The organism is Bartonella sp. HY406 (assembly GCF_025449315.1).
GTDB lineage: Bacteria > Pseudomonadota > Alphaproteobacteria > Rhizobiales > Rhizobiaceae > HY038.
This window is the reverse complement of sequence record NZ_CP104893.1, coordinates 1,691,916-1,712,487: the sequence shown is the minus strand read 5'-3', so window position 1 is coordinate 1,712,487 and position 20,572 is coordinate 1,691,916. Positions and strand designations below refer to the sequence as shown.

Annotated in this window: 15 protein-coding genes and 2 pseudogenes; 8 read left to right on the top strand and 9 right to left on the bottom strand. The window is 39.0% G+C overall.

Annotated elements, in window-relative coordinates; translation table 11 throughout:
• The first annotated feature begins 325 nt into the window (after positions 1-325).
• Positions 326-1,049, top strand: a pseudogene (locus N6B01_RS07225) (IS5 family transposase).
• 66 nt (positions 1,050-1,115) lie between these two features.
• Here N6B01_RS07225 and N6B01_RS07220 read toward each other — a convergent pair.
• The gene (locus N6B01_RS07220) at positions 1,116-2,450 is read right to left on the bottom strand and encodes a MocR-like pyridoxine biosynthesis transcription factor PdxR (RefSeq protein WP_262078103.1); all 1,335 of its coding nucleotides are present in this window, start codon (positions 2,448-2,450) and stop codon (positions 1,116-1,118) included.
• 162 nt (positions 2,451-2,612) lie between these two features.
• Between N6B01_RS07220 and N6B01_RS07215 the strand changes: the two genes are divergently transcribed.
• Both N6B01_RS07215 and N6B01_RS15240 read left to right on the top strand, forming a co-directional pair.
• The gene (locus tag N6B01_RS07215) at positions 2,613-3,026 is read left to right on the top strand and encodes a cupin domain-containing protein (RefSeq protein WP_262078102.1); all 414 of its coding nucleotides are present in this window, start codon (positions 2,613-2,615) and stop codon (positions 3,024-3,026) included.
• Positions 3,027-3,235: 209 nt separating this feature from the next.
• Positions 3,236-3,856, top strand: a pseudogene (locus N6B01_RS15240) (transposase).
• A 57-nt stretch (positions 3,857-3,913) separates the two neighbouring features.
• Here the strand turns inward: N6B01_RS15240 and galE are convergent.
• Positions 3,914-4,921 carry a UDP-glucose 4-epimerase GalE gene (gene galE, locus N6B01_RS07210; protein ID WP_262078101.1) on the bottom strand — a complete coding sequence of 336 codons (1,008 nt, stop codon included), beginning with the start codon at positions 4,919-4,921 and terminating at the stop codon, positions 3,914-3,916.
• 157 nt (positions 4,922-5,078) lie between these two features.
• Between galE and mazG the strand changes: the two genes are divergently transcribed.
• Positions 5,079-5,939, top strand: a complete 861-nt coding sequence (mazG, locus tag N6B01_RS07205; protein ID WP_262078100.1) for a nucleoside triphosphate pyrophosphohydrolase — start codon at positions 5,079-5,081, stop codon at positions 5,937-5,939.
• Between the two features lie 50 nt (positions 5,940-5,989).
• On the opposite strand, the gene N6B01_RS07200 is transcribed toward mazG, so the two are convergent.
• Positions 5,990-6,481: a SixA phosphatase family protein gene (locus N6B01_RS07200; protein WP_182417032.1), complete on the bottom strand. Its 492-nt coding sequence runs from the start codon at positions 6,479-6,481 to the stop codon at positions 5,990-5,992.
• A 569-nt stretch (positions 6,482-7,050) separates the two neighbouring features.
• On the opposite strand from N6B01_RS07200, the gene dksA reads away from it, so the two are divergent.
• On the top strand, positions 7,051-7,467 hold the full coding sequence (gene dksA, locus N6B01_RS07195) for an RNA polymerase-binding protein DksA (protein WP_182417031.1): 417 nt from the start codon (positions 7,051-7,053) through the stop codon (positions 7,465-7,467).
• Positions 7,468-7,865: 398 nt separating this feature from the next.
• On the opposite strand, the gene cobJ is transcribed toward dksA, so the two are convergent.
• The 4 genes from cobJ to cobG form a co-directional block, all read right to left on the bottom strand.
• Entirely contained in the window at positions 7,866-9,254 is a 1,389-nt protein-coding gene (gene cobJ, locus N6B01_RS07190) for a precorrin-3B C(17)-methyltransferase (RefSeq protein ID WP_262078099.1), read from the bottom strand.
• Complete coding sequence (locus N6B01_RS07185; protein WP_262080610.1) at positions 9,251-10,006, bottom strand: precorrin-2 C(20)-methyltransferase; 756 nt, start codon at positions 10,004-10,006, stop codon at positions 9,251-9,253. The genes cobJ and N6B01_RS07185 overlap by 4 nt, the downstream gene beginning before the upstream one ends.
• A 9-nt stretch (positions 10,007-10,015) precedes the next feature.
• On the bottom strand, positions 10,016-10,642 hold the full coding sequence (locus tag N6B01_RS07180) for a precorrin-8X methylmutase (RefSeq protein ID WP_262078098.1): 627 nt from the start codon (positions 10,640-10,642) through the stop codon (positions 10,016-10,018).
• Between the two features lie 231 nt (positions 10,643-10,873).
• Positions 10,874-12,205 (bottom strand): precorrin-3B synthase, encoded by a 1,332-nt coding sequence (cobG, locus tag N6B01_RS07175; RefSeq protein WP_262078097.1) that lies wholly within the window; start codon positions 12,203-12,205, stop codon positions 10,874-10,876.
• A 67-nt stretch (positions 12,206-12,272) separates the two neighbouring features.
• Between cobG and cbiE the strand changes: the two genes are divergently transcribed.
• The 3 genes from cbiE (at position 12,273) to N6B01_RS07160 (ending at position 18,624) form a co-directional block, all read left to right on the top strand.
• Positions 12,273-13,535 carry a precorrin-6y C5,15-methyltransferase (decarboxylating) subunit CbiE gene (gene cbiE, locus N6B01_RS07170; protein WP_262078096.1) on the top strand — a complete coding sequence of 421 codons (1,263 nt, stop codon included), beginning with the start codon at positions 12,273-12,275 and terminating at the stop codon, positions 13,533-13,535.
• A gap of 218 nt (positions 13,536-13,753) precedes the next feature.
• Positions 13,754-17,221, top strand: coding sequence for a DUF2339 domain-containing protein (locus N6B01_RS07165; protein WP_262078095.1), 3,468 nt, complete (start codon positions 13,754-13,756; stop codon positions 17,219-17,221).
• Positions 17,218-18,624 carry a DUF3999 domain-containing protein gene (locus N6B01_RS07160; RefSeq protein ID WP_262078094.1) on the top strand — a complete coding sequence of 469 codons (1,407 nt, stop codon included), beginning with the start codon at positions 17,218-17,220 and terminating at the stop codon, positions 18,622-18,624. The genes N6B01_RS07165 and N6B01_RS07160 overlap by 4 nt, the downstream gene beginning before the upstream one ends.
• A 392-nt stretch (positions 18,625-19,016) precedes the next feature.
• Here N6B01_RS07160 and lexA read toward each other — a convergent pair whose 3' ends face one another.
• On the bottom strand, positions 19,017-19,721 hold the full coding sequence (gene lexA / locus N6B01_RS07155; RefSeq protein WP_410007258.1) for a transcriptional repressor LexA: 705 nt from the start codon (positions 19,719-19,721) through the stop codon (positions 19,017-19,019).
• A 263-nt stretch (positions 19,722-19,984) separates the two neighbouring features.
• A complete protein-coding gene (gene hfq, locus N6B01_RS07150; protein WP_182417023.1) occupies positions 19,985-20,221 on the bottom strand; it encodes an RNA chaperone Hfq in 237 nt (78 codons plus the stop codon).
• Between the last annotated feature and the right edge of the window lie 351 nt (positions 20,222-20,572).

Sequence of the window (20,572 nt, the reverse complement as noted above, 5' to 3'; positions counted from 1 at the left end):
TTGTTTGCGCCCCAACCTTTAATAATCTACAAAATGCTAAAATGCCAAAATGCATATCTTTTATGGTTGTTGTAACGTTAATGATATCTATGCGCGGGTAGGACCAAGACGTAAAAATATGTCGATTGCTTTGAGGTACCCTGCGAAACTAGGACCAATTTACCTTTTATCCGTTGCGAACTTTAGTTTAGAAACTTTTTCTACATGTCTTTGCGCTATGGTCAGGACCTATTAATTTTATTGATTCACATTTTAGCTAATTTATCATTCATTGGTGTGAGGGAGGTAACTAATGAGTGATTTGTTTTTATTGAGTGAAGATTAAATGGCGCGGATCACGCCTTATTTTCCATCATCGCTTGGTGTGGCACGTGTCGGTGATATGCGCGTTCTCAGTGGGATTGTCTATGTTATTAAACATGGCTTGCAACGGAAAGATGCTCCTGAGGATTATGGTCCGCACAAAACCTTTTATAACTCCCTTTTTCGTTGGAGCCGATTGGGTGTGTTTGATCGTATCTTTGCAGCACTTAGCAAGGAAGGCTCAAAACCTTTACGCCTCATGATTGATGTAACTCATCTTAATGCACACTGCACAGCAGCCAGCCTGCTTAAAAAGGAGATGTTCCCCACCGTATTGGGCGCACCAAAGGGGGGATGAATTCAAAATGCATACGGTCGTTCACCAAGATGGAAAACCGCTATGCCTGTTATTGTCAGAAGGTGAGATGAGCGACTATAAAGGCGTGGCTCTTCTGTTATCAGTTTTGCTTGAAGCGCAAGAACTTATTGCTGACAAAGGTATTGACTCTGACTGGTTCAGGCAAGCCTTATTTGACAGAAAAATCAAACCTTGCATTCCTCCCCGAAAGGCGAGGACAGCGAACATCTTCTTTGACAAGGCAACCTACAAATTACGTCATAAAATTGAGAACTTGTTTGCAAAACTTTAAACTTGGCGACGTATTGCAACAAGATACGATCGATGCGCTCATACTTTTTTTTCAGCAATATGTATCGCTGCAGCGGTCATATTTTATCTCAATTAATGAGTCCTGACCTTAGTCAAGCCCCAAAAAAATATCGCAAAAACTCGATACTTATTTTATGAATATCTATAATAATTCAAATTTATTTAATACTTTTTTTAAATCCTCACATGATTTATTTATGAGGTTAGGCGCTAATGAAGCTATACCCAATAGTAAACCTTTTCGGCAATTTTTTCCTGCATACCATGTCGAAAGAGGGGAAGGCGCTAAGCCATAAGTTAAACACTCTTTTGAAATATCGACGTCATTGCACTGTGATTGGATAGGTAAAATTGCAGAAAGACCTGCTATGGATTGATTGCTAATCGAGGGGCTTAAATGTTTTATAATAATATCACGATTTGCAGCGTATAAACGTTTCAAGCGTCGTAAATGACGTATGTAATGCCCCTGATGCATAAAATCTGCAACTGTTAATTGTGTTGTGACGCTTGGCTGTGATGTTAGACACATCGCGACCTCTGCGAATAAAGCAGCTTTTTGAAGCGGTGCTACCACAAAACCAATGCGAAGTGATGGTGTAAGTGTTTTGCTGAATGACCCGATATGGATTACTCGGCCCGTGCGGTCTAAAGAAGCAAGGGCAGGTGCAGCCCGACCTTGTAATTGTAAGTCGCTTAGGTAGTCATCTTCAATAATCCAAGCTTGTGCTTGATTTGCCCAGTCAAGTATTTGTAAACGTCGATCTAAAGATAAGCTCATACCGAGAGGTGCTTGTTGTCCCGGTGTTATGATCGCCAGTTTTGCGTCTGGTGCTTTTATTATTCCCTCATCCACCAAAATACCTTGGTTATCAACGCTAATGGGTTCGATTATTAGCCGTGCTAATTCTAATCCTCGGCGTGTTAAAGGGTAACCAGGTTCTTCCATCCAGGCTTTTTTGTTCTCGAGTCCAAGTGCCATCAATACCAAGCCAAGGCCACCTGAATAGCCACTAGTAATGATAATTTGGGTGGGGTTACATTGAATACCGCGTGTTATGGCAAGGTGACCTGCAATTTCACTTCGTAATTGGTACAAACCTCGTGGATCTGGATAGGCAGGTGCTTTTGCAAATTGATTGCGTGTCTGTTGTGCGCCAATGCGCGTAAATAAAGTTGCTGGAAAAGCATTTTTGGACGAAACACCTAGCTGAAAAGGGAGGGGGGCATATCCGCCCCTTTGCTGCTGAAGTGGTAATATCACTTCTTGTCTATGCTGGTCGTTATTTAAAATAGGCATTGAAGGCAGATCAGCTACAACAGTTCCTTTTGCTTTAGAAGACAAAATAAGTTGATCGGCGAGTAGTTTTTCATAAACCAACCTTACCGTGCCACGAGATACGCCTAATTGCGCGGCAAGATCGCGCCATGAAGGTAGTCGGGCTCCTTTAGGTAAATTACCTTTACTTATTGCCATTTTAATAGCTCTATAAATTTGCTCGTTAAGCGTGACCTTTAAATTTCGATCAAGCTTTAATTCGATTAGGTGCAGCATCTTGGGTGGTACATTCCTATTTGTCGTTTTTGGTGCTTTTTAAATTTTATATAAGTATTAGGTTAAATATTAAGGAGAAATAATATGAACTTGAAATCTATTTTATTTGCAGCAATTACAGTATTAACATTTTCTACAAGTGCATGGGCATTAAATCCTGGTGAAAAAATTGAACAAAATTTTAATCAACCAATTCCAAATGTGCCAGGAAAGTCACTTATTGCTTTAGAAGTTAATTATGAGCCAGGTGCAGAAACAGCGCCTCACTCACATCCAAATTCAAGTTTTATCTATGCATATGTTGTATCTGGAGAAATTGAATCAAAAGTTAATGATGGCGAAGTACGAATTTACAAAGCCGGTGAAAGTTGGTCTGAAGCTCCCGGTGCAAACCATCAGATTAGTCGTAATGCGAGTAAAACAAAACCCGCTAAATTGCTCGCAGTGTTTGTTGTCGATAGTGATGAAAAATCACTGGTAAATGAAATGAAACATTAAATCATTTTGAGCGACGAAAAAATATTGTTTTACGCCCAATGGAAACAATACAAACAAGCACAGTGAGCCAAATGGTGAGAAAGCATGATGCATTCTCACCATTTGGTTTTTTTACATTTTTAGACAAAACCTATATAATATGTAAAATCAATCATTCGTTAAAAAAATGAGGCTGTACCGGATAACTGAGAAAGTTTACTGGTATAAGCATGAAAAAGGACCGATTATCGATAATTAAGCAAGATCGATTAATGGAGCATGTTGCAGCAGGCAAAACTGCACGATGCACCGCTGATTTGTTGGCGTCAATTTCACTACATCCGCCAATTATTATCAAAGACTTCGCGAGCTGATCGCCTATCAAACAGAGCAAGAAGCAAGTGAGAATTTTGACGGTTAGATTGGAAGCGACGGGAGTTATTTGGGCGGCCACCGCAAAGGGAAGCGTGGACGTGGAGCAGGTGGCAAATTTCCTGTGTTTGGCGTGTCTCGTCTCAAGCGCCGTGGGTGTATAAATGAAGATTATTTTTTCATGCATTAAGAGTCAGTTTATTGCCCATTATTAAACGTAAAGTTGTGCCCCATGTGTTGTCTATGGCAACTGTCGGCGTGGATTTAATGCATATTGGATGCATTAGAGTTTAATCATTATCACATCAACCATTCAAAACTGCTTGCAGATAAGGGCAATCACATCAACGATTTTAGAATTTTTGACCTGAGCCCAACAAGACATGCGCAAATCTAATGGTATACCTAGACAGAATTTTGGACTATTTTCGAAGGAGTGTGAGTGGCATTTTAATAACCCAACGCCTCAAGTACAATGAAGGCATATCAAACAATGGGTTAAATTGTTTATGGGCTAATTACATGGTAAAGCCCCTTTATTTATATCCTTCTGGATTTTTTACCTGAAAGTTCCACATATCAGCACACATTTTGCTTAAATTTCTATTGGCTTGCCAGTTTAAAATTCTTTTTGCCGTTTCTGGATTTGCATAAAATTCGCCAATATCACCAGCACGGCGGGGGCCTATTTCATATTTAATGTCGCGATTTGAAATATGCTGAAATTCTTTGACAACCTCCAAAACGCTGTAGCCACGGCCGCAGCCGAGATTAATGATTTCGCAATTTGGTTCATTGGTAAGTTTTAGGGCGCTAACATGGCCTGCCGCTAAATCTTCAACATGGATGTAGTCGCGGATACCTGTACCGTCACGGGTGTTATAATCATTTCCCCATATCATTAAGCGATCCTGCCGTCCTGCCGCAACTTGTGCAACAATTGGCATAAGATTATTCGGAATACCTTTTGGGTCTTCGCCAATTAAGCCGCTTTCATGAGCGCCCACTGGATTGAAATAACGCAGTATAACAAGACTCCAGTCAGGTTGACTAGTGTATAAGTCGCATAGCATATTTTCAACGGTCAGCTTCGTTCTGCCGTAAACGCTTTCTGGGGCGAGGGGGTGCTTTTCATCATAAGGAAGATAAGAAGGGGTGCCATAAACGGTTGCCGTTGATGAAAAAATTAATTTTTTTACGCCAACTCGTTGCATCGCTTGCAAAAGCCTTAAAGTACCACTCACATTGCAATCATAATAAAGGAGTGGTTTTTCTGCAGATTCGCCAACGGCTTTTAAACCAGCAAAATGAATGACCGCGGTGCATTTATGGCGCGTTAATACAGATTCCATGAATTCTCGGTCGCGAATATCGCCAGGTTCATTAATGACAGTGCGTCCGGTGATTGTCTCAATTCGCCTAATAACTTCTGGATGGCTGTTATCGTAATTATCAACAATTACCACATTATAACCGGCATTTAGAAGGGCTACGCATGTATGGGAACCAATGTAACCGGCGCCACCTGTCACTAAAATCGTCATTTAATCATCCATTATGATATTAACTGCAACTATTTTGAATAGCAGGAATATTTCTATTTGTAAAAATTAAAACAAGTCAATTGAAAACTATCATCCGTATGTTTACTCAGCTATATAATTGAACTCGACGATTGCAAGATAAAGAAAGTCCTATTCAATGAGTAGCGTTAAAGTCGATATTAACAAAGTAAAAGTTTCACGCGATATAAATGACCTTATTGATATAATGATGGTGTTGCGCGACCCGATAATTGGATGCCCTTGGGATATTGAGCAAAATTGTGAAACCATTATTCCTTATACTATTGAAGAGGTTTATGAAGTGGTGGATGCAATCAGACGCAACGACCCTCTTGATCTTTGTGACGAGCTTGGCGATTTATTGCTACAAGTCGTGTATTACGCACAAATATGTGGTGAAAAAAATCTCTTTTCTTTTGGTGATATTGTTGAAGCTATCACCGCAAAAATGATTCGTCGCCACCCACATGTCTTTGGCGATGAAAAAGAGCGCGCCCAAGGTATGCAAAAAGGGCAGTGGCAGCGTATCAAACAGCAAGAAAAAGAGTTGCGCCATGAAAGAAGACTCGCTGCTGGTCAGGCTAGTAATTTTGAAACCGTTGAAAAAGCTTCAATTTTGGCTGATGTTGCAACCGTGTTTCCTGCACCTATTGAGGCGATGAAATTGCAGGATAAAGCAGCAAGTGTGGGTTTTGATTGGCCAAAGGTAGACGAGGTGATTGATAAGCTTAAAGAAGAAACTACTGAAATTATTGATGCGATAAAGACAAAAAATAAAGAGGAAGTAGAGGCTGAATTAGGCGATATCTATTTTACGCTTATTAATCTTGCCCGCAAACTTGATGTTGATCCTGAAAAAGCGCTTGCTCGAACTAATGCAAAATTTAGACAAAGATTTCAGTATGTTGAACAACGCTTAACCCAGTTGGGGGAAGAGTTAAGTGATTGCCCCTTGGAAAAAATGGAGGCTTATTGGTGCGAGGCTAAAGAATTTTAGTTTTTGATTTTTGTTGATAACGGGGAAACGTAAAACAAATTTATATACACTTAAGGATGATGGAAAGCGACCAATTCCCCTTGATGATGATTTAAATGAACATCAGGCCCTAAGAAGTCAATGATTGCAAGCCCAGCGGTTGGATAGTTTTGCGGTATTTGGATTGCCGATTTTGGCGAGGCTAGATATTGTAACAGTGCAAAAATTGAAGGATTGTGCCCAACCAATAAAAGACTGGCAAACTGACTATTCTGCTTTAAAATATCGAGATATTCCTTAGGTCCCCCGTCATAAATAGCATCAAGCGATATCAAGTTGGTTTTATCAAATAGGTTTAAAGCTTTTGTAGTTTCAGTTGTTCGTATAGATGGCGACAATAATATTTTTTCAGGCAAGGAATAGTTTTGCAGGATAATATTGCCAATTTTTATAGCATCTGCTTTTCCATTAGCACTAAGGCGGCGATCAAAATCAGACTGCCCCATTTGTGCTGGTAATGCTTCCGCATGACGTAAAAGAAAGAGTCTTTTCAAATGGTTCATTTTAAAGCCTATGAATACAAATTGAATTGATTGGTGCACATATTACAATAATAGCTTGAAAGAGAAAGTATTTTACAAAAATTAATTTCTTACCCTAGGAAAATAAAAAAATATATTTTTTGCAAATTGTTAGTCAAAAAAAATTGAGTTTTAGAACCAGCATGTTGGACTTATAAGTGAAGCTATTCCTAATCCTTTTAAAAGGAGAATCAAAAAAACAGCATTTAATATTGCGCTAAAATTAAATTTATATTTGAGATGTCGGCAAATTTGCAAGTAAATTATTTTTCTTGCAATGGTTTTATTTAGAAAAAATTTAATATTTTAAAGTGCTAATATAGTAATATTTACACAAAATAATTATAAAAATAGTTGATTAATTCAAAATATAACTAGTTTGTCATATATATGAAATAAATATGTGTTTTTTAAAAATTTTTTAATTGCTGTATGGCGCTAATCGATTTGATTTTTAATATTTAATTGTGTGTTTTTCAAATTTTTGTGTTGTATATTTTAAAAGACCACAATATATAGGGGCTCTCAACCAAGCTGTGGAGGCTTCGTACATGAGCGAACAAATTAATTTGGACTATCACCCAAGTGACGACGAGCCATTTATGAATGAGCGTCAAAAGGCTTATTTCCGCTCAAAGCTTATCTTTTGGAAAAATGATATTCTAAGGGAATCGCGTGAAACGCTAGAAAATCTTCAACAAGAAAACGCCAACCTTCCTGACATGGCTGATAGAGCTTCATCAGAAACAGATAGGTCTATCGAGTTAAGAGCCAGAGATCGTCAACGTAAGCTAATTTCAAAAATTGATGCAGCTCTGCAACGTCTTAATGAAGGTACTTATGGATTTTGTGAGGAAACTGGCGATCCAATTGGGCTTAAACGTTTAGATGCAAGACCAATTGCGACGCTTTCTCTTGAAGCCCAAGAGCGCCATGAACGTCGTGAAAAAGTTTATCGCGACGAATAGCTGCAGTTTATTTACTGGATGAACTCAAAAACTACCGCGCAGGCGTTTATACTGTTCGGTTGTTTTTGAGATGTTATGCTATAATTTTCGTAAAAAGGCAATTATCGACAAGGTAAGCATAGCGCAAGGCTTGTTGTTAAAGGAGTCTAATTTTAGACACTTGTATAGTTAATTTGCAAATATATTTCCATTATTTTTTGAAGTATAAAATATTTTAATACACTTTGGCTATGCTGTGCGTATATGATGCTATTGTAATTTTTACAATAGTTTAGCAAAGTTTCTTAAGGGGATGCCTAGTTTCAAGCATATTTTTAGAAATATAATCTTAAGGTTCTCACAAAAATTTTGTTATACTATTTAATATAAAGAAATTATCTGCCCCTAAATTACTTGTTTTATTGCAGGTAAGTTCTTGGTGTATAAAACCATTTTCTTCCATTTGCCGAAATTATTTTTGATTTAGAAGAGCCTATAATTACAATGGTTCGGCTGGTAATATCATCCGTCTTTAATTCACCAAGGGTCGTAATTTTAAAGTCCTGTGTTGGTCTAGCAATGTCATGACCAAGTCCCACAGGCGTATCTATATGACGGATAGCTTTTACGATATCCAACGCCTTTATAATTTGGTCAGGGCGAGCTTTTGAAACAGGATTAAAAAGTGCTAAAGCCATATCTGCCTCACCGCAAAGTTTTAGGCGCTTGGCAATTACATCAAAAGGTTTCAAATTGTCACTTAAAGATATCATGGCAAAGTCATGTCCGAGTGGCGCCCCCATTAATGCTGCCCCTGCAAAGGCAGAGGTAATACCAGGCTCGACAACAACTTCAATATGGGGCATCTCATTATTCATTGTATCAATAATCTCAAAGACGGCCGCTGCCATTGCAAAAACTCCTGGGTCACCGGAAGATACAATTGCAGCATTTCTGCCTTTGGCTGCCAAGGCTATTGCGTATTTGGCGCGATCTAATTCTTGACGGTTATCGCTTTCATGAATAGTTTGTTTGGCATGAAAAGGCGCCGCCAATTTAATATAAAAATCATAGCCTAAAATATCGTCGGCCTCAGCAAGTGCCTTTTGAGCAGATATTGTACGATATGCCTTGTCGCCCGGACCCAGTCCAATAATTGTTATCTTACCCTTTTTAAGCTGTTCTGATTTTTGGTAAAGTAAGGTTTGCTCTTTTGGTTTTATAGGTTGGTCTTGATCAATTATTTCAATGGTTAAAGATGACGTGTCATTAATTGGCAGCGTTGCTTGATTGAGCCACGAATGGCTACCAATAATCTTTAATGTTTCTCCATTGATGATCTGTGAAATAAATGATTTTGCATATTCAGGATTGATGAGCTGCAAATCATTGGGTGGGTCAAGAAGGTTGATGCCTAATCGTCTTTCGCCATTTGAAGTGATTGCGCTTAATCCATCGGTTATTTGAGCCAAATCATTTGCAAGTCTGTTGGCACCATTGGCAGCACCAAGTAGAGGTACAATGAGTTTACCATCTTCGCTTATGCAAATGACTGGAGGTTCTTGATATTTATCTTGTAAAAGCGGGCCAAGTGCCCGAATAATGATTCCTGTCGCGCAACAGCTTATGATTGCAATATTTTGCTTGTATAAGCTTGTTGCTAAATCGCTAAACGACGTGAAAGTTTGGTCGCAGTTAGTGACGCGTTTTTCAAAGCCGTAAATCGTTGCATTTGGGATTTTAAATTTTATTTGTTCAGCAATTGCAAATGCTGAATCAGATAAAATTATAATTGCAATATATCTCACAGATTTTTGCCCTTATATTGTGTTGTGCTATATGCCTCGCCAGGGATTAAAATAAGAGAAAAATATGGGCTGCAATTGCTATTAACTTCCGTTAGTGGTCGTATTTTTTGGTCTTTCATCGTTGCGCGTTCGATATAAAGAGCTTTATCAAAAAGGTTTAGTTGTTTTAAAATTTTGATGATTTTATCAATATTTCGTCCAAGCTTCATAATCGCAAATGCACTTTTTTCTTTAAGCTTTTCTTCTAACTTTTCTTCATCAAGTACAGCAGAAAGCACAGTAAAAGTTTCGTTGCGATAACATATGGGAGTAGCGAGAGCCGCAGATGCACCTGAAATAGATGTAATGCCCGGTATAATGATCGTTTCAAACTTATCTGCCAAACGGTCATGAATATACATGAATGAGCTATAAAATAAGGGGTCGCCCTCTGCTAAAACAGTTATTATTTTGCCTTGATTAAGATGGCTTTCAAGCTCAGTTGTGATGTCACCGTAAAATTTTGACAAAATGTCATCATAGCTAGTGTTTAGAGGTGGTGCTTGTGTCGTAATAGGATAAGTAAGGGGTAATAGGGTTTGGCTCTCTTTAATCCAACATTCAGCGATTGTAAGTGCATTACTCTTTTTGCCCATTGCTTGATGAAAGGCAATAATGTCAGCGCCTTCAATCGCTCTTAACCCCTTAATTGTAATGAGTTCTGGATCTCCTGGACCAACGCCAACCCCGTAAATCTTGCCTTTTTTCATTATGTTTGCTCTTTATTCAATTTCACTTGCAAGGGCATTTACTGCTGCTGCTGCCATGGCACTTCCGCCGCGCCGTCCTGTGACGGCAATATAAGGGATGTCAAGATCGTTTTCGATTAATGCTTGCTTTGATTCTGCTGCCCCTACAAATCCAACTGGAAAGCCTAAAATAAGGGCGGGGCGCGGTGCACCATTCGCCAACATTTCTAAAAGATAAAATAAAGCTGTTGGGGCATTGCCAATAGCAACAATGCTCCCTTCAAGATCATCCCGCCATAATTCAAGAGCAGCGGCAGAACGTGTATTGCCAAGTTGTTTGGCAAGTTCTGGTACTCTTTCATCATTTAAAGTACATAATACAGCATTATTTTGGGCTAGACGTTTACGGGTAACCCCATCTGCGACCATGCGGGCATCACATAAAATTTTTGCACCATTTTTTATTGCAGTTCTGCCAATTGTCCCAGCATTTTTTGAAAAGCAAAGATTGTCAACTATATCAATCATACCGCAGGCATGGATAATTCTAACCGCAATTTTTTCCATGTCGTTATCAATGGCTGAGAGGTCCGCCTCTTGCCTAATAATCGCAAAGGAGCGGTCATAAATATTCTGGCCGTTTTTAATATAGTCGTACATTGCTTTCCTTTTAAATTAAATAGGGCTTTCATTAAAACCAGAACAGGCGCATTTTCAAATATTTCGGCTTGATAATTAAAATTGACAGGCCCCATACAGAATCCTTCTCATACCCTTTTTAGCGACAAATGCGAAATGAAATATCATTTAATAATAATTATAAATGTAAATTATGCGGATAAGTTGTAAGACAAATAGCTCGGCTAGCCTTATCATAGATTGACTTAATGCCTAATCTTTTGAAGAAATGAGTTTTGCTATCTGTTTGATATTTAGATTTTCTCCAATCAAAGTACCAAATCCACTGTCAAGTGAATCTTCTTTGGTGCTATAAATATCATAAATGCCGTTATCTTTAGCAAGTAAAGTTGTTGGATATGTTTTGGTGGCTGCACATGATTTAGGGCAACCAGTAATATGAATGCGGTTTATATTTTTATTATGCAATAAATCTGGAAGTCTTTTTGCATCCGACAATGTGTTGGATTGGGCTCTTACACATTTAGGTGCGCCTGCGCAGGCTATAATTTTACCTCGAACATCATCCTTGCAGACTATAAAGTCTTGTGTTTTCAATATGTAACCTATCTCTTTTGCTTGTTGATAGCTACAATTTGGAAATATAATGCTCTGCCAAGGGGTGAAAATAAGCCCTTGGTGCTTTGTATATTGGTCGATGATGGTTGCTAATGAATTTAGCATTAACGGCGTCATTCTAGCTAAGGGGGGCTTTGCACCTATGTAATATTGTTTTTCTTGTTTTGCTTCATGAATACCAAGATAATGACTGGTTAACTCATCTCTAAAAAAATCAAAAGCTGGAAGTATATCAAGATTTTGTCTTTTTAATTCATCAATAATTTGAGCTATAGTACAGTTTTCAACCAAATGTTTCATGCGTTGCAGGTGCGGCGCTTGCTTACGCCTATCGATTAATAAATCGATTAAGGCATAAATAAGTTGGTGACCATGTTCAAAAGCGACTTTGCCTATAGCTCCAATTTTAGATAATTTTGTCGTTGGACAAGAAGCTAGACCAAAAGCAAAATTGTCGCCACCATCGCATAGCGATAGCCATATATCGCTTTTATGATCGAGGACGCAACAGCCCTCGCCACCATCAATTAAAAATGAGAATTTAGGCGAAAGGCTTTGATAGTTCTTTTGCACATATAAAGACAATTGCTGAGCAAAAGGAACAATGTCACGTAAAGCGTATTTATCAAAGCCTGCTGTTGGATTAATCATGATGTTGCGGACATCATCGCCATTTTCAACCTTGGGGCCAAAACCTGCTGCAATCAAATGCTGTGAAAGAATGCTAGAATTTTCTGGAAAAACACCGCGGATTTGGACATTGGCTCTTGTTGTTACTTCTAAAAGTCCATCGCCATATTTCTTAACTAAGCTTGCAAGCGCCCTTAGTTGGGTTGCATTGACATGACCTCGATCCAGTTTAATTCTACAAATTCCCCCATCGGCTGACAATGGCATGCGGAATAGTCCAGGACAAGCCCAACGTCTATCTTCAACGAGGTGGTTAGTTGATTTAATTTTAGTCATGTCATTTTCTTTTTTTTGAGCTGCGTTTTATCTTGCGCTCGATCGAAACTGATTTTATTGCTTATTCATGACAAATCAAGATGCAACATTGCCACGGCTTGAAAATGAGCTAAATCAGCCAAAAGCGTGGCTTAAAATTATTGGTGTGGGTGAAAATGGTGTTGAAGGCCTAAGCGAAGCCGCTTGCCTTGTTATTCGCAATGCAAAACATGTTTTTGGCGGTATGCGACATCTTGCTTTACTCGAAAATATTATAAACGGCACATCCCATATTTGGCCACAACCTTTTTTAAATGCCATTGATGAACTGAAGCAGTTGCGTGGCGAGGATGTGGTCGTTTTGACCAGTGGCGACCCTATGCATTATGGTGCAGGGGCAACTTTTAGCCGCTATTTTGACCTTGCTGAATTATCTGTTCTATCGCATCCATCATCTTTTTCGTTAGCCGCAGCGCGTCTTGGTTGGGCGTTGCAAGATGTTGATTGCCTTTCAATTCATGGCCGATCGATGGATTGCTTTATACGCTCCATTGCTCATGAGAAAAAAATGCTGATTCTTGCCAATGATGGTTCTAGTGCGGGGTTAATTGCAAAAGCATTATGCAAGCGAGGTTTAGGCAGAAGCCAGATATTTGTATTAGAGCATTTAGAAGGTAAACAAGAAGCAATCCATTTTTTTCTTGCTAAAGATTTTATAGGTCAATGTTTTGCAAAATTAAATATAATTGCGGTTAATTGTTTGATTGATGATTATATGCAGCAAATACCTAATTTTGCTACTCTCCCAGACGATGCTTTTAGGCATGATGGGCAAATAACGAAGCAAGATGTGCGGGCAATTACAATGGCGCATCTTGCGCCAACCTCTCATCAATTATTATGGGATATAGGTTCTGGCAGTGGCTCTATTTCAATAGAATGGTTGCGCCTTGGTTATAAATGTCGAGCAATTGCTATTGAAAAAAATATACAACGTGTACAAAATATCCGTCAAAATGCTAAAAACCTTGGTGTCTTATCGCAGCTAACAGTTATAGAAGCCAATGCTAATGATGTGCTTAAGCAATTAGAAGAGCCAGATGCAATTTTTATCGGTGGCGGTTTCAGTAATGATGGTGTTTTTGAGCAATGTTGGCAGAAGCTAAAATTGGGCGGTCGCCTTGTTGTTAATGCTGTTACTTTAGAGAGTGAGGCTTTGATGTTGGAGCTTAGTCGCCAATTTGGTGGTGATCTGACTAAAATCGCATTAAGCACTGCGCAAGAACTTGGTAATTATCTTGTATGGCGTCAAGCATTTCCAATTACTATGATGTCCTTGCAAAAAAAATAGATCGTTAGGATAAGCCATCTCTATTAAAAACCTTATAAAGCGATATTGCTTGGCTTTCAAATATCAATAGTAATTTAATGTAACTTGACTTTTATTAAAATGGCAAGCATCACTAAGTTATTCTATTTGCTTTAGTGGTTTTTTTTAATATTATAAATTTTACTTAAGTTATATTTGAACTATTTTAGCTGTTTGATGGCGTGTGGCAGGGGATTTGTATGCACATTATCGGTTTATTATTAGGTAGCTTTATAGGTGCAGTATTTTTTCAGGGGTGGGGTGCATTGTTTGGCGCAATTATTGCCTTATGCATTACTGGACAAATAGCATCTTCAGATATAACCAATAAATTTTTGTCCTTGCGCAAAAAAATTGATAGCCAAGATATTAAAATCCTTGAGCTTGAAGCTAAAATTGCAGCACTTGAAATAGCCCCATCCAGCGAAGTTTTAAATCAAACTGATGTCGTAGCTGAAAAAGCACTGGAAAACTTCCAGCTTATGCGTGTAAATGAGGATGTTCGGACTGAAGCGGAACAGGCTGTTGCTTTAGAAAAAGTGATGAATGAAACGCGTGCCTCATTAGACGGCGTTAAAAACAGTGCTGAAAAAATTCATAATGATGGAAAAAAACGGGTTGAAACGTCAAGTAATGATCTTTCAACTGCGATAGTATTCGAGCAAGCTCTTAGTGAGCCTGTTTTAAAGGTGAATGTTCCTGATGCAGAACCCATTTTTGTAAATACAGTTAAGCAATCATTGCAGCATGATGCTGCTCAAGAAAATGCCGATAAGCTGTCGCTAGCAGATAGCAATGCTGATATCACACTTGATATAAACGAAAAAGAAAAATCGGCGCAGTCAAGCAATAGTAATCATCAAGGGACTGAAGAGCTTCCTTTTATGAAAATCGTAGATAAGGTGTCGAGCTGGTTTTTACGCGGCAATCCAATTTTAAAAGTTGGCGCTATTATTCTTTTCCTTGGACTTGCATTTTTATTACGCTACGTCGCACAACATACTTATTTTCCAATTGAATTACGTTATGCATCCGTGGCATTTGCGGCATTTGCTCTTACCGCGGTTGGATGGAAGGTACGTAAGAAAAACCCACCAACTGCTCTTATTTTGCAAGGTTTAGGTATAGGTGTTTTTTATCTTACTATTTTTGCAGCAATTAAGCTTCATCCACTTATTCCTCCTTTTATGGGATTTGTTATTTTGGTTGTGGTTGCTGCCGCTGCAATTGTTTTGGCACTTTTGCAAAACTCAATCAGTTTGATGCTTGCAGCAACAATAGGCGGTTTTGCAGCGCCAATATTAGCATCGACAGGGGGTGGTAGTCATATTGGATTATTTACCTATTTTGCCATTTTAGATATGGCCATTTTAATTATCGCTTGGTTTAAATCTTGGCGAATTCTTAACATTGTTGGATTTTTTGGTACGTTTTCGATAGGTATGGCTTGGGCCTTGAGTTCGTATCAATCTTCCTTTTATATCAGCACTCAGTTGTTTTTGATTTTTTTCTTTTTGCTTTTCGTTGCCATCGCATTGCTATTTGCTAGGCGTCAGCTTTTGGAAAACAGTCATGACGAAAGCGGCAATGAAAGATCGCTGCGCAGTGCTGCACTGCAAACTTATTATGTTGATGGAACACTTTTCTTTGGCGTTCCCATTATTGGCTTTGGTTTGCAATATGCACTGGTTCAGCACATAGAGATGGGGCCAGCTTATTCGGCTTTTATTCTTGGAGGTTTTTACATTGCATTGGCATTTGGCACATTAAAACGCGGCCAAAATGCTTTGCAATTATTGTTCGAGACCTGTTTGGTGTTGGGCTTAGTCTTTGCTTCATTAGCCGTTCCTCTGGCTTTTGATGCTGAATGGACAACGTCAATATGGGCAGTCGAGGCGGCGGCAATCTATTGGCTTTCGTTGCGACAAAATCATTTTTCATCGCGTTGTTTTTCTTTGATTGTTTTAGCTGGATCTGTTGTAAGTTGGTTTGTAACTATTAAGGAAGGTGGCCAGCAAACAGTTATTGTTGCATCAAAGCTAGGTATAGTGCTTATTGCGCTGTCCTTGGTCTTTACGTGGTGGCATGCATCGCGTGCAAATAAATCACGTATGATGGCATGGGAACATAATATTCCAGCAATCTTGGGCTGCTTATCAACCATTTCAATTGGTTTAGCGCCATCTGTTTTCTTTTCGTATTATGGCGCAACAATTCTGACCGCAATATTGTCGGCTATTATGTTTGTGGGCGGTTTAAAGCTTTCAGACATTGTTATTAAAATTACGGCGACAATTATCTTTTTCTATACTGGATATATTTATTTGGTGGGCGTTTCTGACCAATATATTTACGAGTTATTCAGTGCGGATTTTATTCCGGTATTTATCTTATCATTAACACTATTATTCTCGGCTTTAAGTATCCTATATCTGGGTAAAAATGAGGACTTGACGGATAAGATTTTGGAAGGAATTTTTGTCGGCTATATGGTCTTTGCATGGGCTTTTGCGGTTTTTGCAACGATCAATTATAGTGCGGTAGGATTAACCAAAATTCACGGTATCTTAGCTGCTTCCATTGCGAGTTTTTCCGTGTGGGGCTTGCTTGCGCGTCATTACCAATGGCGTCTATTAGCCAATGTAAGCCTATGTTGGGCACCCTATGCATTTTGTTTGTTTATCTGTGCTTTTGGGACTAATATTTCTTTGATTGTTGGTACACCTGATATTTCCAAGGTGATTTTTTTATCGCTTTATCAGCCGTGGGTAAATTGGGGATGGTTGCTTTGGCCTGCTAGCATTTTATTGCATTGTGCTATTTTGTTTGCTTTGTTGCCTTTAATCAACCAAATGCTAACACGTATTGTGCATGTTACCGGCGCTTGGTTGACCATAGGTTTGGTATCAGCAACTTGCAGTGCAATGCTCATGGATGTGTCGGGTAATTTTAATGCTTGGCGTTGGCTAGGATGGATAGTGGGGCCAGTTATATATCTCCTAATGGTTGCAGCAAACAAACCAAGATGGCCGTTAAAAACCGACCCGACAGCCTATCGTTTCTTTGCAGCTTGGCCAGTAGCTGTTATTGCGTTCGGTTGGATTTGGTTTGCAAATATTATCAATGATGGTAGCGCTACGCCGCTTCCTTATATTCCATTAATTAATCCACTTGAGCTTGGGCTCTTCATTACGCTTTTTGCTTTATTTATATGGAGCAATACCGAGCCTTTAGTAAAGAAAAACTTACCTCCGTATTCAATTCCCGTAGCCTTCGGTTTCACAAGCTTTGCTATTTTGACTGCAACAATTTTACGCTCAGTTCACCATCTCTTTGGCGTTGATTGGCGCGCCGCAGCACTCTTTGCATCAACGACCGCTCAAACAACTTTGGCAATTGTGTGGACGGTTGTTGCTTTGTCAGCTATGTTAGTCGGAAATCGCAAAAAGCTTCGTATTTTATGGATTTGTGGCACAAGTTTGATTGGCGTGGTTGTGTTTAAGCTATTTGCCATTGATCTTGGTGGAAGTGGCACTATGGAGCGAATTATTTCCTTTACCAGTGTTGGACTTTTGTTGTTAATTATTGGTTATTTTGCGCCATTACCACCAAAAGAAAAAACTCAACAAGCTGATGACGTTAAGCATAATGAGGAACAGCCATTATGAAACGCTTTTTAAATTTTTTTATTGTCCTTATATTGTTCATTCAAGCTCCATTGGTAGTTTGGGCCTCTGAGGCAATAGAGCAGCAAGCGCCATTGGTGCTTGAAGGTAACGGCCCTTGGTATGAGTTAGAGCTTGATGCAATGCTGCAATTGCAAGCAGGCAGCGAGGGGCTATCTGATATTCGCATTTTAGACCAAGATGGTAAGGCGCAGCCTTATGCATTTCTTATTAGTTCTAACGTTAAAATTACTGAGCTTAGCACTGTTCACCATGAAACCGTACAGGCTGAACTATATCCATTGCGTGGGAGCGATCCCCTAAATGGTTACCAATCAAGTATTACGGTTAATAATACACGCGCTGGCACCTCAATTTCAATTAATAATGATGATGTGAGTGCTAGTAGTAAGGATGCCTTACTTGGTTATATTATTGACTTGAAGAAGGTGACTTATGGTATTGACCAAATAGACATAGTGTGGACACCAAGTCAGGATGGGTTTTTTCCCTATCGTCTAGAGGTGAGTGATGATTTGATGCATTGGCGTTTGATTGAAAATGGCCAACTTTACCGCTTATCGAATAATAATAGTGAGATTACGAAAACAAGTATTGCCATTAAAAAAACTCAAGGTCGTTTTTTACGACTAATGTGGGTGGATCGCGCAAAAACACCTTTTATAACGCAAGCGATGATAAGCAAGATGGTTGTTACCGAAACAAGCTTAAAACCTAATCTAATTTGGAGTAACGCGCTAGAAGCTAAAAGAATTTTAATCGATGACCCCAATCATGAAATTTATGAGTTAAGTTTTGCCGCACCTCATAAATTAGAAGTTATAAAAGTTAATTTGCCTGATGGTTATAGTTTGGCACCCTTCTGGCTATACGGCTCCAAATCCAACAGCCGTGGTAATTGGATTCCCTTACGCCAAGGCATGTTTTATCAATTGCAGGGAAAAAATGGCGAGCTAACGCGCCTTGATAGTGTAGAATTGCCAGATGGCGACTTTACAGCGATAAGAATTGAAATAGATAAGCGCGGTGGAGGACTCGACTTAGATGCTTTACCGATGGAAATTGCGCTTGCGCCTAACAATCTTGTTTTTTTAGCACGCGGCAAATCGCCCTATGCCATACAAATTGGGAAAAGTCAGCAAAAGTCAATGGAGCTTGCATTTGCTGATTTGGTTCCGGGTGCTGTCGATATTGATGATCCGCGAATTAGCCGCGCAGTTTTAGCCGAACCATTAAAAAATATTTCTAAAGTGCCGGAAATAGAAAAGGCGGATCAATTTAACTGGCGGCAATTTGTATTGTGGGCTGTTCTAATTTTAGGTGTTGGATTTTTGGTGCTAATCGCATTTCATCTATTGCGGCAATCAGAACAAAATAAACAATAGGTGCCAGAATAAACAATAGATGGTGGACCTTGGTTGGAACAAGGTCTATTAATTTTGAGAAAAATGGTATGAAAATATCATGAGAACAAGAAGGAGAGGCGCAGAGAAACACCTAAATAATTCCATCTTATTCTAATTATTTGAGACGATTTTTAAACAATGACTTACCCATTCGGTACCAATCTCTATCTTTAGTCCCCAATGCCAAATCCTTAATTAATCTAGTTAACCCATTACAAAGTTTATTTGCAGGGCATTAAAAGTTATCAAACTCATTAACACTTTGAGTATTGCATCTTGTGTTGTTTTTATCAAATTGTTTTCTTATCGACAAAAATTGGTGCATTATTAGAATTTTTACCTATTTTAAAAGAAAAATGAAGGCGTTCGCTTTAGTAACTGCGAAATAGCCCCACGAGCTTTCCTTGAATATTGACCCTATTAGCAGGAAAAATACGATTTTCATAAGCGGGGTTCGCGGCTTCAAGTTCAACAAAGCTTCCCTTAGGCTTATAGCGCTTTAAGGTTGCTTCTTCATCATCAACCAAGGCAACCACAATTTCGCCAGTTAGTGCCACGTCAGCCTTACGGATAATCACCGTATCGCCATCATGAATGCCAGCTTCAATCATCGAATCGCCCTTAACCTCAAGAGCATAATGCTCACCCTTGCCAATCATATCAATTGGCATAGTAATGCTGCTTGTTTGGTGCTGAATTGCCGATATGGGTACACCGGCTGCAATTCGTCCCATAACTGGGATGTCAACATTGCTATTGGCAGCGACAGGGCGATTAGCCGCAATTGTTTCACTACTAGCGCCAGGAAATTTAGATTTTGCAAGCGAACTGGGCGAAGCCATATTACTATCTTCCGCCATGATTCCCTGATTGTAGGAGGGGCGGTGGGGCATGTCAGGAAGTTTAATAATTTCCATTGCGCGGGCGCGGTTTGGTAGGCGGCGGATAAAACCACGCTCCTCCAAAGCGGTGATAAGCCGATGAATACCTGACTTAGATGCTAGTTCCAGTGCATCTTTCATTTCATCAAATGATGGTGGTATTCCTGTTTCTTCCAGTTTTTCATGGATGAACATCAACAATTCACGTTGTTTGCGCGTTAACATAATAGCCCCATAAGTCGAATCATTGGCACAAATAGTGAACATATCATATATGTTCCACTATTGTTCTGCAATAGGGGCAAATAATTTAAATTAAATTGGAATTTTTGTGTGACATTACAATTTTATAATCTGGTTAGGTACTGTTTTTATTGGCTTATTAGATTTAATGCCTTTAAACAAAAATGCCAGCTGTATAGCCGGCATTTTATCAAAAAATATTGCATGTCGAAGAATTAATCTTCTTCATTTTCAAACATTTGCACTGGTTGGCTTGGCATGATTGTTGAAATAGCATGCTTATAAACCAATTGCGAATGACCATCTCTGCGCAATAATACGCAGAAATTATCAAAGGAAGTGACAATACCGGTAAGCTTGACGCCATTTACCAAGAAAATTGTCAATGAAATTTTTTGCTTTCTTACGGCATTCAAAAATAAATCTTGAAGATGTTGCGCCCGTTCTGCCATTGTTTTTACCTTTTATTGCGAACCGCATAACTAATTATTTTTATTTCATAGCATGCCAACAGCAAGGGCTGTCAAGTTAAATTCAAAATTATTACAATATATTACCGAATATTTTGTTTTTGGGCTTATAATTGTAGGATTTTCGGTGCTGACGCTTCGGCTTGAGCAAAACTAGCATTGGGTCGTTTAGTGATATTTTATGTTCAATCGGTTTAAACGGTCATTAATAATTGTTGAATTGATAGGGCCTATGCTGGCCTTAGTTTTGCGCTTTGTTGATTACTATGTAAATATTGCAGCGGTAAGCTGTTCAGCAACAGTTCAGATTAATGGGCTATCTTTTAAGCAATG

Coding starts and splice junctions, on each gene's coding strand:
- N6B01_RS07220 (WP_262078103.1), bottom strand. CDS start 2,450: ATGGCAATAAGTAAAGGTAATTTACCTAAAGGAGCCCGACTACCTTCA.
- N6B01_RS07215 (WP_262078102.1), top strand. CDS start 2,613: ATGAACTTGAAATCTATTTTATTTGCAGCAATTACAGTATTAACATTT.
- galE (WP_262078101.1), bottom strand. CDS start 4,921: ATGACGATTTTAGTGACAGGTGGCGCCGGTTACATTGGTTCCCATACA.
- mazG (WP_262078100.1), top strand. CDS start 5,079: ATGAGTAGCGTTAAAGTCGATATTAACAAAGTAAAAGTTTCACGCGAT.
- N6B01_RS07200 (WP_182417032.1), bottom strand. CDS start 6,481: ATGAACCATTTGAAAAGACTCTTTCTTTTACGTCATGCGGAAGCATTA.
- dksA (WP_182417031.1), top strand. CDS start 7,051: ATGAGCGAACAAATTAATTTGGACTATCACCCAAGTGACGACGAGCCA.
- N6B01_RS07180 (WP_262078098.1), bottom strand. CDS start 10,642: ATGTACGACTATATTAAAAACGGCCAGAATATTTATGACCGCTCCTTT.
- cobG (WP_262078097.1), bottom strand. CDS start 12,205: ATGACTAAAATTAAATCAACTAACCACCTCGTTGAAGATAGACGTTGG.
- cbiE (WP_262078096.1), top strand. CDS start 12,273: ATGACAAATCAAGATGCAACATTGCCACGGCTTGAAAATGAGCTAAAT.
- N6B01_RS07165 (WP_262078095.1), top strand. CDS start 13,754: ATGCACATTATCGGTTTATTATTAGGTAGCTTTATAGGTGCAGTATTT.
- N6B01_RS07160 (WP_262078094.1), top strand. CDS start 17,218: ATGAAACGCTTTTTAAATTTTTTTATTGTCCTTATATTGTTCATTCAA.
- lexA (WP_410007258.1), bottom strand. CDS start 19,721: ATGTTCATCCATGAAAAACTGGAAGAAACAGGAATACCACCATCATTT.
- hfq (WP_182417023.1), bottom strand. CDS start 20,221: ATGGCAGAACGGGCGCAACATCTTCAAGATTTATTTTTGAATGCCGTA.